Below are 14,236 nucleotides of genomic sequence, written 5' to 3'. Positions count from 1 at the left end.
GGAGCCCCTGCCGGCGTCAGGGCTCGATCGGGACGTAGCCCGTCCGGCGGCCGTCCGGGGTGAGCAGGTGGCCGACGAGTTTGAGGGTGCGCAGGGTGACGTGGCGGTCGTGGACGCGGATCGCCGGGTGGTGGTGCGCCAGGTCCTGTTCGATCCGGCGCAGGTCGGGGAGTTGCGGGGCGATCAGGTAGAGCGCGAGGTTCGCCGGACCGACGGTGACCGCGCACATCCGGGTCTGCGGGAGGGCGGTGAGGCGCCGGGTGGCGTCGGGCAGCGCCGCGGGCGGGACGTCGAGCCAGAGCATCGCGCCGACCGGGTGGCCGGTGACCCGGGGCGAGGCGTCGCAGCGCAGCACCGCCCGCCCGGAGTCGCGCAGTTCGGCCAGGCGGCGGCGGACGGTGGTGGTGGGCAGCCCGGTGCGGGCGGAGAGTTCGGCGTAGGGCATCCGGCCGTCCGCGCCGAGCGCCCGGATCAGGGCCAGGTCCTCCTCGACCCGCCGGTCGGCGACCGGCCGGGCCGCGCCCGGCGGGGGCGCGGCGATGGCGCGGCGCTGCTCGGCGTCCAGCGCGCCGTTGGAGAACCGGCTGCCCTCGACCAGGGTGCGTTCGACCAGCGTGGTGCGGGTGCGCAGGACGCCGGGGACGGTGCCGAGCCGGTCGACCAGGTACGAGGTGAGCGAGGCGTGGTCGTACGCGGCGACGGTGAGCAGCAGGTCGGCGTCGCCGGTGACCAGTTCGATGCTGGCGGTCTGCGGGTGCCGGGCGAGGTCCGCGGCGACGGCGGTGACCCGGTCGGCGGGGCAGTCGACCCGGACGAGCGCGGTGAGGCCGCGGCCGATCCGGTCGGCGGAGGGGTAGCAGGTCACCCAGGCGTCGCCGTTCGCGGTGAGCCGGGCCCAGCGGCGGGAGAGGGTGGCGGGATCGACGCCGAGCGGGGCGGCCAGCCGGGACCAGGGGGCGCGCGGGTCGACCCGGAGGGCGTCGACGAGCGCCAGGTCGAGTTCGTCGATCATGGCTGATCCTTGCGCGGGGTCGGCCGCAGGAACGGATTCGTGCGTGGGCGGTGCGGTGGCCTCCAGGTTAGCCATCCTTGCCGCCACCCCCACCACCCTCCGCACCCCCACGGAACCGCCGATGACCGCCACCGTCCTCCCTCCTCCCGCCCGTCCCGCGCTGTCCGCCGTCCCGCTGCTGGCGCTGGTGGAGTTCGCCAGCGGGGTGCTGCAGGGCGGCTTCCCGATCCTGCTGCCCCGCCTGGGCGAGCACCTGGACCTGCGCGCCTCCGACCTGAGCCTGGCGCTGGGCGCGGAGTTCCTGGTGTCGGGCGTCGCGGTGCCGCTGACCTCGCGGCTCGGCGACCTGTACGGGCACCGCCGGCTGCTGCGGGCCACCGTGCTGCTCACCCTGCTGGGCTTCGTGGTCACCGCGCTGGCCCCCGACCTGCCGGTGCTGCTGGCCGGGCGGGCGCTGTCCGGGTTCCTGGCCTGCTGGCTGCCGCTGGAGTTCGCGATCCTGCGCGACCGGCTCGGCGAGGAGCGCGGCGGCCGGGCGGTCGGCCCGCTGGTGGGGGCGCTGACGGTCGGCTCGACGCTGGGCGCGCTCGCGGTCGGCGGCCTGGGCGCGGACCCGGCGGCGACCCGTCCGCTGCTGTGGGCGCTGGCGGCGCTGCCGGTGCTGGCGCTGCCGGTGGTGTGGCGGCTGGTCCCGGAGTCGGCGACCCGGGCGGCGGGCCGGATCGACTGGGCGGGCGCGGGCCTGCTCTCGCTGGGCCTGACCGTGCTGCTGTCCGGCCTGGGCGCGAGCGGGGCGCTGCCCGGCGCGGTGACGCTCCCGCTGCTGGCGGCGGGCGCCGCGCTGCTGGCGCTGTTCGTCCGGCAGGAACTGCGCACCGACGCCCCGATGGTGGACGTGCGGCTGCTGGTCCGGCGGGCGACCGCGCCGGTGTTCGGGCTGAGCTTCCTGCTGGGCTGCGCGCTGTACGGGGCGCAGGGCCCGACGCTGGCCTTCGAGGCGGCGAAGCCCGCGGAGACCGGCTACGGCCTGGGCGCGGTGCCGCTGGTGCTGGGCCTGCTGGTGCTCCCGCAGACGGCGGCGGCCACCCTGGGCGCGGTGACGGCGCACCGGCTGACGCTCCGTCACGACGCCTCGGCCGTACTGGGCGGCGGCTTCGCGCTGTGCGCCGCGGGCTACGGCGTGATCGCCCTCGGGCACGCGGCGGCCTGGCAGTTCGTGCTGGGCGGCGCGTTCGCGGGGTACGGCGCCGGGCTAGGGCTGAGCCTGCTGCCGGCGCTGCTGATGCGGCGGCTCCCGGCCGAGCAGACCGGCATCGGCACGGGCGTCTACAACACCCTGAAGTCCCTGGCGGGCGCGGCGGCGGGCGTGGTCGCGGCGGCGGTGCTGGACCACCTGGTGCTGCGCGCGGACGTCCCCTCGGAGGGCGCGTACACCCTGGTGTGGACGGGCTGCGCGGTGCTGTGCGGCCTGGGCGTGCCGGTCGCGCTGGCGCTGCGGCGCACCCCGGTGGCCTGACGCCCCGTCCGGTGGGGGAGGGCGGTGACGGCCCACCGCAGGCCGGCGCCGTCCGTGCCCGGGACGCGGTCGGGACGCGGTCGGGGACGCGGTCGGGGACGCGGTCGGGGACGGGCGGGGCCACGTCCGGGACGGAGAAGTCCGGCGCGATGGCGAGGCGGGCGGCGTACCGGCGGCGAGCTCCCCGGTTCCGGGCCCGCCAGGAGGTGCGGAGCCGGCGGCCGGAGCCCGTCGGAGGCCGGTGCCGCCGCGTGCCCGCACGGAACCGCGAGCCGGTGCGCGCTCCGGCGGTGAACCGTCGGCAGCCCGGCCCCGCCGTTCTCCGGGCCCCCGGACGGCCCGCCCTCAGACCTCGCCGGGCCCCGTGAACTCCGGTCCGTCGAGCCGCGGGTGGCCCTGGGCGCCGGTGATCCCCTCCGACCCGGGGCTGGTGAAGTCGGGGGAGGAGTAGCCGGGCCCGGTGAACTCCGCGGAGTGCTCGCGCGGGCGGCCCCGGTCGTCGGTGAGTCCTTCGACGCCGGGGCTGGTGAAGCCCGGGGAGGAGTAGGCGGCGCGGCTGTAGCCGGGGCTGTGCAGGTCGGGCGGGGCGGTCCGGGCGGGCGGGAGCGGGGCGACCGGCGCGGCGGCCAGGTTGGCGTGCAGCCAGGGCAGCAGGGCGCGTTCGCGCAGCGCTTCGCGCCAGGCGTCGCGGGCTTCGACGAGGTCTGCGTGCTGTTGCGGGTCGGCGTGGCCGGGGGCGGCGGAGGCGTCGCGCAGGGCGGTGAGGACGAGTCCGGCGCCGCCGACCAGCAGGGCTCCGGCGGCGATGGCGAGCGCGACGACGCCGGCGGTGACGGTGGAGCGGCCGAGCACGAGCGCGGGCGCGGCGGCGCGCAGCAGCCAGCCGAGCAGCAGCAGGACGAGCCCGGCGGCGCCGGCCAGGACGGGGGTGAGGACGGTGAGGACGGGGAACAGCCCGGCGCCGGCGGGCGGCGCGGTGCCCGGGTGCTCGGCGAGCGCGGTGCGCAGCGCCAGGTAGTGGGCGTACTCGGCGGCGGCGGGTGCGGCGACGGTGTCGGCGTCGGCGAGCGCCTTGGTGTGCAGCTGTTCGGCGGTGAGGTGCCCGCCCGGTTCGGCGAGGGCCTGTCGGACACCGGTGTCGCGCAGCGCTTCGTCGAGCAGCCGCGCGAAGTCGGCGCGGTCCTCGGCGAGCAGGCGCGGGGGGTTGCTCATGGGTACCCCGTTCCGCGAGGTCGACGGAGGTCAGTGGCCTCGATGGTAGGGGCGCGCGGGAGCGGGCCGACAGCCTCTTTCCGGAACTTCCGTGTGCTCGGTCCCCTTGCACGTCGGTGCGGTTGTCGTTCGGGTGTCCAGTTCGCGGGCGGGCCCGCGGGTGTCAGTTCAGTGGCAGCCGGGCGACCAGCAGGCGGCCGTCCATGGTCACGCCGCCGTCCATCGCGATGGCCAGCTCGTCGGCGTAGATGTACGGGCCGGGGACGTGCGGCGGGGTGCCGTCCTCGGGCTGGTCGCCGGTGAGGTACGGGATCGGGCTGTGGCCGTGGACGACCCGGTAGCCGCCGTACACGGCGAGCAGTTCCTGGGCGGCCATGGTGCCGGCCTGGCCGCGGAAGGCGAAGCGCTTGGTGAACTTGCGGAAGGCGTCCCACCACTCGTCGATGCCCTCGTCGGCGAGCAGGGCGTGCACGGCGTCGTTGACGTCGGCGATGGTCTCGCCGTACTCCAGGTACGCGGTGGTGTCGGAGTGCAGCAGCAGGTGGCCGTCCTCCAGGGCCATCGCGGGCAGCCGGGAGAGCCAGCTGATGTGGTGCGGCTGCAGGCGCTCCAGGTCGTGCTGCTGGCCGCCGTTGAGGCGCCAGGCGGCGAGGAAGGAGGCGGTGCCGGCGGTGGACTGGACGGCTTCGTCGCCGTAGCGGGAGGCGCCGAGGAAGAGCAGTTCGTGGTTGCCCATCAGGGCGCGGCAGTAGCCCCCGGCCGCGGCGGCCTCGGCGGCGAGCTGCATGACCAGGTCGATGACGCCGATGCCGTCGGGGCCGCGGTCGGTGAAGTCGCCGAGGAACCAGACCCGGGAGCGGCCGGCCGACCAGTGGCCCTCGGTGTCGATCAGGCCCTGCTGGTGGAGGGCGGCGAGCAGTTCGTCGAGGTAGCCGTGGACGTCGCCGATGACGAACAGCGGTCCGGGGCCCTCGCCGGGCTCGGGCTGCGGGTAGGGGAAGTGCACCTCGACGGGCGGGGTGTCGATCGGCGGGCCGAGCTCGATGGTCGGCGGGTCCTCGTGCGGGGCCTGCCCGGTGGGCGCGTAGTGGCCGGGCACGGGGGGCGCGTCGGCGCCGAACTGGCTTGCCGGGGCCCAGTGCTGTTCCAGGTAGCGGGCGCCGCCGTAGGTGCTGTACGTCTCCTCGTACGGGTAGCCGGCGGGTTCGGCCGGCTCGAAGTAGGAGCCCTGCGGGAGCACGTCGAGGTCCTGGCGGGGGCGGGGGCCCGAGTGCGGTTGCTCGGGTTCGCGGAAGAGGTCCTCGGGTGTCATTCGCCCATCATAGGAAGCGCACTCTCCCGCCGTCCTCACCTGGTCGGTATCCGATTTCTGTCGAACCGCCCGACCGGCCCGCGCGGGGCCGTCCGGCCGTCCGGTCTGCCCCGTTTCGCGGTGGTCTGGACCAGTGGCCGGGGCGGGGGCCGTGGTCGGGGCCCGCCGGGCGGACCCTACGCCTCGCCCGGCGGCCGGGGCGGGCTGACGGTGGTGCGCGGGGCGCGGGGCTGCGAGGAGGCCCGGACGATCAGTTCGGTGGGCATCAGGGTGCCGGGCGGCGGGCCGGTGCCGGCGGTGCGGTAGCGCGGCGGGAACAGCCGGCCGGCGGTGGTGCCGGTGCCGGCGTCGACTCCTTCGATCGCGTCGATCAGCAGGTTGACCACGGTGGTGCCGATCCGACGGGGTTTCAGCGACAGCGTGGTGATGGGGGGTTCGGTGTTGGCGTACACGTCGGACTCGCTGCAGCACACCAGCAGCAGGTCGTCCGGGACGCGCAGCCCGTAGCGGCGGGCGGCGGCCAGCAGGTCGGTGCCGTTCGGGTCGAACAGGCCGTACACCGCGTCCGGGCGGTCCGGGCGGGCCAGCAGCCGGTCGGCGGCCACCGCCCCGGCGGCCGGGTCGTGCGCCGGGTACGCCTCGTACACCGGCTCCTGGCCGACCCGGTCGCACCAGGCGAGGTACGCCTCGGTGGAGAGCCGGGTGTAGGTGTCGGTGGAGGTGCCGGTGAGCAGGCCGATCCGGCGGGCGCCGGCCTCGCTGAGGTGCTCCAGGATGTTCAGCACGGCGGCCTCGTGGTCGTTGTCGACCCAGGCGGTGACCGGGCAGTTGCCCGGCTTGCCGTCGGAGACCACCGGGACGCCGGACCGGTACAGCTCGGTGACCAGCGGGTCCTGGTCGGGCGGGTCGATCACCACCGTGCCGTCCAGCGCGATGTTGCTCCACACGTCGTGCCGGGAGGAGGCGGGCAGCACCACCAGGGCGTAGCCGCGGCCCAGCGCGGCGCTGGTGGCGGCCCGGGCCATCTCGGCGAAGTAGGCGAACTCGGTGAAGGTGAAAGGCTCTTCGCCGTACGTGGTGACGGTCAGGCCGATCAGCCCCGACCGCCCGGTGCGCAGGGTGCGGGCGGCCGCGGACGGCCGGTACCCGAGGCGCTCGGCGACCTCGCGGACCCGGCTGCGGGTCTCGTCCGGGAGCCGTCCCTTGCCGTTCAGGGCGTCCGAGACGGTGGTGATGGACACGCCGGCGGCCGCCGCGACGTCCCGGATGCCGGCCCGCTCCAGGCGCCGGGACGCGGTGGCCCGTCGACCGTTCTGGTTGGCTGCTGCTGTCATGGCGGACCGATCGTATGGTGCGTGACGGCGGTCCGTGACCGGTTCGCTACAGAAGGCCGGAGATACGTTTCTCCATGAACGCCTTGGCCGGACGCCCTTCGATAGCAGCGGTTTTCCGGCCCGGATACCTCTGACATGTGCCAAAGGAACCCGGCAGAATGGCTGAACTGCACCCGTAACCCGGACGAGCATCTCACCCGCACGGGTGAGGGCGGTCGGTATCGTTCGCAGCACCCGACCGGGGGCCGAACGCGGCCCACCGTCGAGGAACGAGAAACGGAGAACCCCGTGGTTCAGCGCGAACACGGCCCCCGCCTGCGGCCCAGCCTGGACGGCATCCCCAGCTACAAGCCCGGCAAGCCGGCCGGAGCCGACGCCTTCAAGCTGTCCTCCAACGAGAACCCCTACCCGCCGCTGCCCGGCGTGCTGGAAGCCGCGATCGCCGCCGCCGGCGACTTCAACCGCTACCCCGACATGGCGGTCAGCGGCCTGGTCACCGAGCTCGCCGAGCGCTTCGGCGTCCCCGCCGAGCACGTCGCCACCGGCACCGGCTCGGTCGGCGTCGCCCAGTCCCTGGTGCTCTCCGCGGCCGGCCCCGGCGACGAGGTGGTCTTCGCCTGGCGTTCCTTCGAGGCGTACCCGATCATCACCCAGGTCGCCGGCGCCACCCCCGTGCCCGTCCCGCTCACCGCCGACGAGGCCCACGACCTCGACGCGATGCTCGCCGCGATCAACGACCGCACCCGGCTGGTCTTCGTCTGCAACCCCAACAACCCGACCGGCGCGGCCATCCACCGCGAGGAGCTGGTCCGCTTCCTGGACGCCGTCCCGGCGCACGTCCTGGTGGTGCTGGACGAGGCCTACCGCGAGTTCATCCGCGACCCCGAGGTGCCCGACGGCGTCGAGCTCTACCGCGACCGCCCCAACGTCTGCGTGCTGCGCACCTTCTCCAAGGCGTACGGCCTGGCCGGCCTGCGGGTCGGCTTCGCGATCGCCCACGAGCCGGTCGCCGACGCGCTGCGCAAGACCGCCGTCCCGTTCGGCGTCAGCCAGCTCGCCCAGGACGCCGCGGTCGCCTCGCTGCGCGCCGAACGGGCCCTGCTGGAGCGGGTCGAGGCGCTGGTCGCCGAGCGCGCCCGGGTCGGCGCCGCGCTGCGCGCCCAGGGCTGGACGGTCGTCGACTCCCAGGCCAACTTCGTCTGGCTGCGGCTGGGCGAGCGCACCGCCGACTTCGCCGCCGCCTGCGCCGAGGCCGGCGTGGTGGTGCGCCCCTTCGCCGGCGAGGGCGTGCGGGTGTCGATCGGCGAGACCGAGGGCAACGACCTGTTCCTGGCCGCGGCCGAGGCGTTCCGCAAGGAGATCTGAGCCCGCGTCACCGGCCGGGGCGGGCAGCGCGGTTGCCCGCCCCGGCCGGGTGGAAGGACTCCCTGCGGCAAGCGCACGACGCACCGCAGGGAGAGCCCGGATGAGCCAGCACGACGCCGACCCGACCCCCACCGCCTGGTACAACATCCTGCCGGACCTGCCGCGGCCCCTCCCGCCGATGCTGCACCCCGGCACCAAGCAGCCGGTCACCGCCGACGACCTCGCCCCGCTGTTCCCCGCCGAGCTCGTCGCCCAGGAACTCGGCGGCCCCCGCGAGGTGGACGTCCCCGGCCCGGTCCTCGACCTGTACCGCCGCTTCCGCCCCGCGCCCCTGGTGCGCGCCGAGCGCCTGGAGCGCGCGCTGCGCACCCCCGCCCGGATCTACTACAAGTACGAGGGCGGCAACCCGACCGGTTCGCACAAGCTCAACACCGCGCTGGCGCAGGCGTACTACAACAAGGCGGCCGGGGTGACCAGCCTGGTCACCGAGACCGGCGCCGGGCAGTGGGGCAGCGCGCTCGGCCTGGCCTGCTCCTTCCTGGAGCTGGACTGCGAGGTCTTCATGGTCCGGGTCTCCTACGACCAGAAGCCCTACCGGCGGGCCCTGATGGAGACCTACGGCGCCCGGGTGCACGCCTCGCCCTCCGAACTGACCGCCGCCGGCCGGGCCGCGCTGGAGGCCGACCCGGCGGCCGCCGGCAGCCTGGGGCTGGCGATCTCCGAGGCGGTCGAGGCGGTGGCGGCCGCCGGCGGCCGGGCCAAGTACGCGCTCGGCTCGGTGCTGAACCACGTGCTGCTGCACCAGACGGTGATCGGGCGGGAGGCGCTGGCCCAGTTCGCCCGGATCGACGACTACCCGGACGTGGTGATCGGCGCGGCCGGCGGCGGCTCCAACTTCGGCGGGCTGGCCTTCCCGTTCCTGGGCGAGCAGCTGGCGGGCCGCCGGGCGGTGCGGGCGCTCGCGGTGGAGCCCGCGTCCTGCCCCTCGCTGACCCGGGGCCGCTACGAGTACGACTTCGGCGACAGCGCCGGCACCACCCCGCTGATGCGGATGCACACCCTGGGGCACGGCTTCGCGCCGCCCGCGATCCACGCCGGCGGGCTGCGCTACCACGGCATGTCGCCGATCGTCAGCCACCTCAAGGAGCTGGGCCTGGTCGAGGCCGTCGCGGTGCCGCAGACCGCCTGCTTCGAGGCGGGCGTGGCGTTCGCCCGGGCCGAGGGCATCGTGCCCGCGCCGGAGTCCGCCCACGCGGTGCGGGCGGCGATCGACGAGGCGCTGGCCTGCCGGGAGTCCGGCGAGTCGAAGGCGATCGTGTTCGCGCTGTCCGGGCACGGGCACTTCGACATGCAGGCGTACCTGGACCACTTCGCGGGCAGGCTCACCGACTGACGGCGGGGCCCGCGTGAAGCACTGACGGGACTTCGCTGGGAGGTTTCTGGGAGTCGGGTCAAGGGCTGGTGGTCGGCCGGTGGGCCGTCGCCCCCCGCACGGTCGGTACGGGCGGGTTCGTCCGGACCGCCGGTCACAGCCGGCGTCCAGGATCCGCACAGAGCGGCGCAAGAGCGCGGGGCGATGCTTCTGCGCCATGAAGGTGCTTCCGCGACGGCGTGGGGCCGTCCTCGTCAACTCCGCGCTCGGCGTGGCCCTGATCGGCGGGGCCGCGCTGGCGTACACCACCCTGGACAGCGGCAGCAGCAAGGCCGCGACCAGCTCCAAGGTCAGGACCGTCACGGTCGGCAAGGGCACGGTCCAGGCCACGGTGTCCGGGTCGGGCGCGCTGTTCTCGCCGTCCGACGCCGGGCAGGACTTCACCACCGGCGGCAGGCTCACCTCGGTGAAGGTCGCGGTCGGCGACGCGGTGAAGAAGGGCCAGGTGCTGGCCACCGTCGACACCACCGCCGCCCAGCAGCAGGTCGACCAGGCGCAGGCCGCGCTGAACACGGCCGAGGCCAACCTGACCAAGGCCGAGGCCGGCGAGACGGTGACCACCACGGTGCCCGCCACCTCCGGCGGCTCGTCCGGCGGCTCGTCGGGCTCCGGGCGGAGCGGCGGCAGCGGCGGCGCGAGCGCCCAGAGCACCCCGCAGCCGACCACCACGACCACCGTGAAGGTCGACCAGGCGCAGGTCGCCTCCGCCCGGCAGCAGGTCGACAACGCCGAGACGACGCTCGCCAACGCCAAGGAGGCGCTGGCCGGGACGACGCTCACCGCGACCACCGACGGCACCGTCGCCTCGATCTCCGGCAAGGTCGGCGACACCGTCTCCGGCACCGGCTCCTCCGGCTCGTCCGCGTCCGGCGGCTCCTCCTCGTCCGGCACCAAGACCGGTACCGGCAGCACCGGTTCGAGCACCACCCCGTCCGGCTTCATCGTGCTGACCAACCCGTCCGGGATGGAGGTCACCGCGAACTTCTCCGAGCTGGACTCGCTCAAGCTGAAGAAGGGCCAGCCGGCCACCGTCACCCTGAACGCGCAGTCCGACACCAAGCTGGACGCCACCGTGCTGTCGGTCAGCTCGCTGCCCTCCAGCTCCACCAACGGGGCCGTGCAGTACGGCGCGACGCTGCAGATCAGCGGCGACACCGCCGGCCTGCGCACCGGCCTGAGCGCCACCATCTCGGTGACCACCGGCTCCGCCGAGAACGCCCTGTCGGTGCCGACCGCGGCCCTCCAGGGCACCGGCGCCACCCGCACCGCGACGGTGGTGCACGACGACGGCTCCACCGAGCGGGTGCAGGTCGCCGTCGGCATCGAGGGCGACAGCACCGTGCAGGTCACCGAGGGCCTGACCGAGGGCGAGAAGGTCGAACTGGCCTCCACCACCGCGGGCACCGGCAACGGCTTCCCGTCCGGCCAGTTCCCCGGCCTGAACGGCGGCGCGGGCGGCTTCGGCGGCGGCACGGGCGGCTTCGGCGGCACCGGCGGAGGCAGCCGCGGCGGCGCCGGAGGCACCCGCTGATGCGCACCGCCAAGCCCCCGGTGATCCAGATCCGCCGGGTCACCAAGTCGTACGGCCACGGCGACGCCGTCGTGCACGCCCTGCGCGGCCCGCTGACCGGCGGCGGCGAGCCGCTCGGCGTGGACCTGGACATCGCGGAGGGCGACTACGTCGCGGTGATGGGCTCCTCCGGCTCCGGCAAGTCGACCCTGATGAACATCCTGGGCTGCCTGGACGTGCCCACCTCCGGCCGCTACCTGCTGGACGGCACCGACGTCGGCCACCTGGACGAGGGCCAGCTCGCGCTGGTCCGCAACCGCAAGATCGGCTTCGTGTTCCAGTCCTTCAACCTGGTGCCCCGCACCACCGCGCTGGCCCAGGTCGAACTGCCGCTGGCCTACGCGGGCGTGCGGGCCGCCGAGCGGCGCCGCCGGGCGATGGCCGCGCTCGGCCTGGTCGGCCTGGCCGACCGGGCCGGGCACAAGCCCAACCAGCTCTCCGGCGGCCAGCAGCAGCGCGTCGCGGTGGCCCGGGCGCTGGTCACCGCGCCCGCGATGCTGCTCGCCGACGAGCCCACCGGCAACCTCGACAGCCGTTCCACCGGGGAGGTGCTGGGCATCATCGACGGACTCAACGCGCGCGGCCGCACCGTGGTGGTGATCACCCACGAGGACGAGGTCGCGCTGCACGCCAAGCGGGTCGTCCGGCTGGTCGACGGCGCGATCGTCTCGGACGTCCGGCAGGCCCCGGTCGACGGCCCGCCGCCGGCCCCGGCCGCCGCCGCGGGGGTGGTCGCGTGATCGCCTGGCAGATGCTCCGCTTCGCGGTGGCCGGCCTGGCCGCCAACAAGGTCCGCTCCGCGCTGACCATGCTCGGCGTGCTGATCGGCGTGGCCTCGGTGATCCTGCTGCTCGCGGTCGGCAACGGCTCCTCGGTGGCGGTCAAGGAGTCGATCACCTCGCTCGGCACCAACTCGCTGACCGTCTCCTCCGCCGCCTCGCGCGGCTCGGCGACCGCGGCCAAGAAGCTCACCGTGGAGGACGCCAAGGCGCTCGCCTCGGCCACCGACGCCCCGTCCATCAAGTCGGTCGCCCCGGTGGTCACCACCAGCGGCACCGCGCTGTACGGGAACGTCTCGTACCAGCCCGGGCAGATCGTCGGCACCTACCCCGCCTACTTCGAGACCTCCAACCTGAAGGTCGACCGGGGCGACTACTTCTCCGCCGACGACGTGCTGAACTCCCGCAAGGTCGCGGTGCTCGGCTCGACCACCGCCAGGGAGCTGTTCGCCGCCGAGGACCCGGTCGGCAAGAAGATCACCATCGGCGGCACCCCGTTCACCGTGGTCGGCGTGCTGCGGACCAAGGGCTCCACCGGCTTCAACGACCCCGACGACGTGGTGATCGCCCCGCTGCCGACCGTGCAGAACGCCTTCACCGGCTTCGGCTCGGTCAACCAGATCCTGGTGCAGGCGTCCTCGGCCGACGCCACCACCGAGGCGCAGTCCGACATCACCCGGATCCTGATGGGCACCCACGCCGTCAAGGACGCCGCCAAGGCCGACTTCCGGATCAGCAACCAGACCTCGCTGCTGAGCGCCCGCGAGTCCACCACCAAGACCTTCACCGTCCTGCTCGGCGCGGTCGCCGCGATCTCGCTGCTGGTCGGCGGCATCGGCATCACCAACATCATGCTGGTGACCGTCACCGAGCGGACCAAGGAGATCGGCATCCGCAAGGCGCTCGGCGCGCCCCGCGCGGTCATCCTCGGCCAGTTCCTCGCCGAGTCCACCCTGCTGTCGGTGATCGGCGCCGGCCTGGGCGTGCTCGCGGGCGTCGTCGGCTCGCACTTCTCGGTGGTCGGCATCGAGCCGGTGGTGATCCCCGAGTCGGTGCTCGGCGCGTTCGGCATCGCCGTCGCCATCGGACTGTTCTTCGGCAGCTACCCCGCCAACCGGGCCGCCTCGCTGCGCCCGATCGACGCCCTCCGGCACGAGTAGAAGGAGACCCCCGTGTCTGACGACCAGGAGCTGCTGGCCACCGCGCCGGACGCCCGCGACATCACCGCCGAGCTGGCCGCGCCGCCGCGCCGCAAGCTCCCCTGGCCGACGCTGGTGCTGGCCGGCTGCGTCATCGCGGTGCTCTCCTTCGCGGGCGGCGTCTGGTACCAGAAGGACGACGGCACCGGTGCCACCGGCAACCGGGCCGGCGCCCCGAACTCGGGCCAGCGGTTCCCCGGCGGCACCCGCGGCGGCTACGGCGGTTACGGCGGCCAGACCGGCGGCGCCGGGGGCGGCCAGGCCCCCGGCGGTGCGGCGGGCGGCTTCACCCGCGGCACCGTGAAGTCGGTGGACGGCAGCACCGTGTACCTGACCGAGGCGAACGGCACCACCGTCAAGATCACCACCGGTGACTCGACCAAGGTCACCACCACCAAGGAGGGCAAGGTCGGCGACCTGCAGCCCGGCCAGACCGTCACCGTGGTGGGCAGCAAGGCCGGGGACGGCTCCTACAGCGCCACCCAGCTCACCGAGGGCGGCGCCCCGGGCGGCTTCGGCGGCCGCAGCGGCGGGAACGGCGGCAGCGGCGGGAGCGGGGCCGGCGCGGGTACCGGTTCGGGCACGACCGGATGACTAATCCAATCTTCATTCCCGTTGCGTAGCCTGCCCGGGCTAGGGTCTGTCCGACAGTGTTCCGTCGGGTGCGCCCCGGCGGGCGCCGTCGGACAGACCCCGTGGTGTCCGGGGTGGCCCATTCGTCCGGCCGGGAGGCGGAGCAAACGTGTCAGGCGCAGTGCAGTCGAACCCGGCCGCGGCGACCCAGGTCGGCGGCGAGCCCTTCCTCCTGGTCGTGGACGACGAACCGAACATCCGCGAGCTGCTCTCGGCCAGCCTGCGCTTCTCCGGCTTCCGGGTGGCCTCCGCCGCCACCGGCCAGGAGGCCCTGGACGCGGTCGCCGCCGAGCGCCCCGACCTGGTCGTGCTGGACGTGATGCTGCCCGACCTGGACGGCTTCACCGTGGTGCAGCGGCTGCGCGACCAGACCCAGTGGCCGCAGAGCCCCGAGCACGTCCCGGTGCTGTTCCTGACCGCCAAGGACGGCACCGGCGACAAGGTGCAGGGCCTGGCGGTCGGCGCCGACGACTACGTCACCAAGCCGTTCAGCCTGGAGGAGCTGATCGCCCGGATCCGGGCGATCCTGCGCCGGGCCGGCGGCCCCGCCGACGACGGCCGCCTGGTGGTGGCCGACCTCACCCTGGACCCGACCGCGCACGAGGTCACCCGCGGCGGCTCCCCGGTCTCGCTGTCGCCCACCGAGTTCAAGCTGCTGCACTACCTGATGGCCAACGTCGGCCGGGTGGTCTCCAAGGCGCAGATCCTCGACCACGTGTGGGCGTACGACTTCGGCGGCGACCTGTCCATCGTCGAGTCGTACATCTCCTACCTGCGCCGCAAGCTCGACTCCGGCCCGGCGCACGGCCCCAAGCTGATCCACACGGTGCGCGGCATCGGCTACGCGCTGCGCCGCCCGCCGAACGGCTGAG

The 14,236-nt window shown here is 74.7% G+C and carries 12 protein-coding genes; 8 read left to right on the top strand and 4 right to left on the bottom strand.

Annotation, left to right across the window (positions count from 1 at the left end):
* Positions 1 to 16: 16 nt before the first annotated feature.
* Positions 17 to 1,012, bottom strand: a complete 996-nt coding sequence (locus OO48_RS18890; protein WP_033217749.1) for an Lrp/AsnC family transcriptional regulator — start codon at positions 1,010 to 1,012, stop codon at positions 17 to 19.
* A 121-nt stretch (positions 1,013 to 1,133) separates the two neighbouring features.
* Between OO48_RS18890 and OO48_RS18885 the strand changes: the two genes are divergently transcribed.
* On the top strand, positions 1,134 to 2,528 hold the full coding sequence (locus tag OO48_RS18885; protein ID WP_051732295.1) for an MFS transporter: 1,395 nt from the start codon (positions 1,134 to 1,136) through the stop codon (positions 2,526 to 2,528).
* Between the two features lie 345 nt (positions 2,529 to 2,873).
* On the opposite strand, the gene OO48_RS18880 is transcribed toward OO48_RS18885, so the two are convergent.
* The 3 genes from OO48_RS18880 to OO48_RS18870 form a co-directional block, all read right to left on the bottom strand.
* Positions 2,874 to 3,740 (bottom strand): hypothetical protein, encoded by an 867-nt coding sequence (locus tag OO48_RS18880; RefSeq protein ID WP_051732294.1) that lies wholly within the window; start codon positions 3,738 to 3,740, stop codon positions 2,874 to 2,876.
* Between the two features lie 163 nt (positions 3,741 to 3,903).
* Positions 3,904 to 5,052, bottom strand: coding sequence for a metallophosphoesterase (locus OO48_RS18875; RefSeq protein ID WP_081952218.1), 1,149 nt, complete (start codon positions 5,050 to 5,052; stop codon positions 3,904 to 3,906).
* A gap of 176 nt (positions 5,053 to 5,228) precedes the next feature.
* On the bottom strand, positions 5,229 to 6,386 hold the full coding sequence (locus OO48_RS18870) for a LacI family DNA-binding transcriptional regulator (RefSeq protein WP_033217747.1): 1,158 nt from the start codon (positions 6,384 to 6,386) through the stop codon (positions 5,229 to 5,231).
* 288 nt (positions 6,387 to 6,674) lie between these two features.
* Here OO48_RS18870 and hisC point away from each other — a divergent pair, with 288 nt between their 5' ends.
* The 7 genes from hisC (at position 6,675) to OO48_RS18835 (ending at position 14,235) form a co-directional block, all read left to right on the top strand.
* The gene (gene hisC, locus OO48_RS18865; protein ID WP_033217745.1) at positions 6,675 to 7,751 is read left to right on the top strand and encodes a histidinol-phosphate transaminase; all 1,077 of its coding nucleotides are present in this window, start codon (positions 6,675 to 6,677) and stop codon (positions 7,749 to 7,751) included.
* Between the two features lie 100 nt (positions 7,752 to 7,851).
* A complete protein-coding gene (locus tag OO48_RS18860; protein WP_033217743.1) occupies positions 7,852 to 9,144 on the top strand; it encodes a TrpB-like pyridoxal phosphate-dependent enzyme in 1,293 nt (430 codons plus the stop codon).
* Between the two features lie 196 nt (positions 9,145 to 9,340).
* On the top strand, positions 9,341 to 10,714 hold the full coding sequence (locus OO48_RS18855) for an efflux RND transporter periplasmic adaptor subunit (protein WP_035816208.1): 1,374 nt from the start codon (positions 9,341 to 9,343) through the stop codon (positions 10,712 to 10,714).
* Positions 10,714 to 11,493, top strand: a complete 780-nt coding sequence (locus OO48_RS18850) for an ABC transporter ATP-binding protein (RefSeq protein WP_051732293.1) — start codon at positions 10,714 to 10,716, stop codon at positions 11,491 to 11,493. The genes OO48_RS18855 and OO48_RS18850 overlap by 1 nt, the downstream gene beginning before the upstream one ends.
* The gene (locus OO48_RS18845; protein ID WP_106970357.1) at positions 11,490 to 12,692 is read left to right on the top strand and encodes an ABC transporter permease; all 1,203 of its coding nucleotides are present in this window, start codon (positions 11,490 to 11,492) and stop codon (positions 12,690 to 12,692) included. Before OO48_RS18850 ends, OO48_RS18845 begins: the two co-directional genes overlap by 4 nt.
* Before the next feature lie 12 nt (positions 12,693 to 12,704).
* Positions 12,705 to 13,325 (top strand): DUF5666 domain-containing protein, encoded by a 621-nt coding sequence (locus tag OO48_RS37480; RefSeq protein WP_051732292.1) that lies wholly within the window; start codon positions 12,705 to 12,707, stop codon positions 13,323 to 13,325.
* Positions 13,326 to 13,473: 148 nt separating this feature from the next.
* Positions 13,474 to 14,235, top strand: a complete 762-nt coding sequence (locus tag OO48_RS18835; RefSeq protein WP_280842425.1) for a response regulator transcription factor — start codon at positions 13,474 to 13,476, stop codon at positions 14,233 to 14,235.
* Position 14,236: the final 1 nt, after the last annotated feature.

This window comes from Kitasatospora phosalacinea, from assembly GCF_000716545.1.
Classification (GTDB): Bacteria; Actinomycetota; Actinomycetes; order Streptomycetales; family Streptomycetaceae; genus Kitasatospora; species Kitasatospora phosalacinea.
The sequence above is the reverse complement of the archived record's forward strand: the minus strand, read 5'-3'. Positions and strand labels throughout refer to the sequence as shown.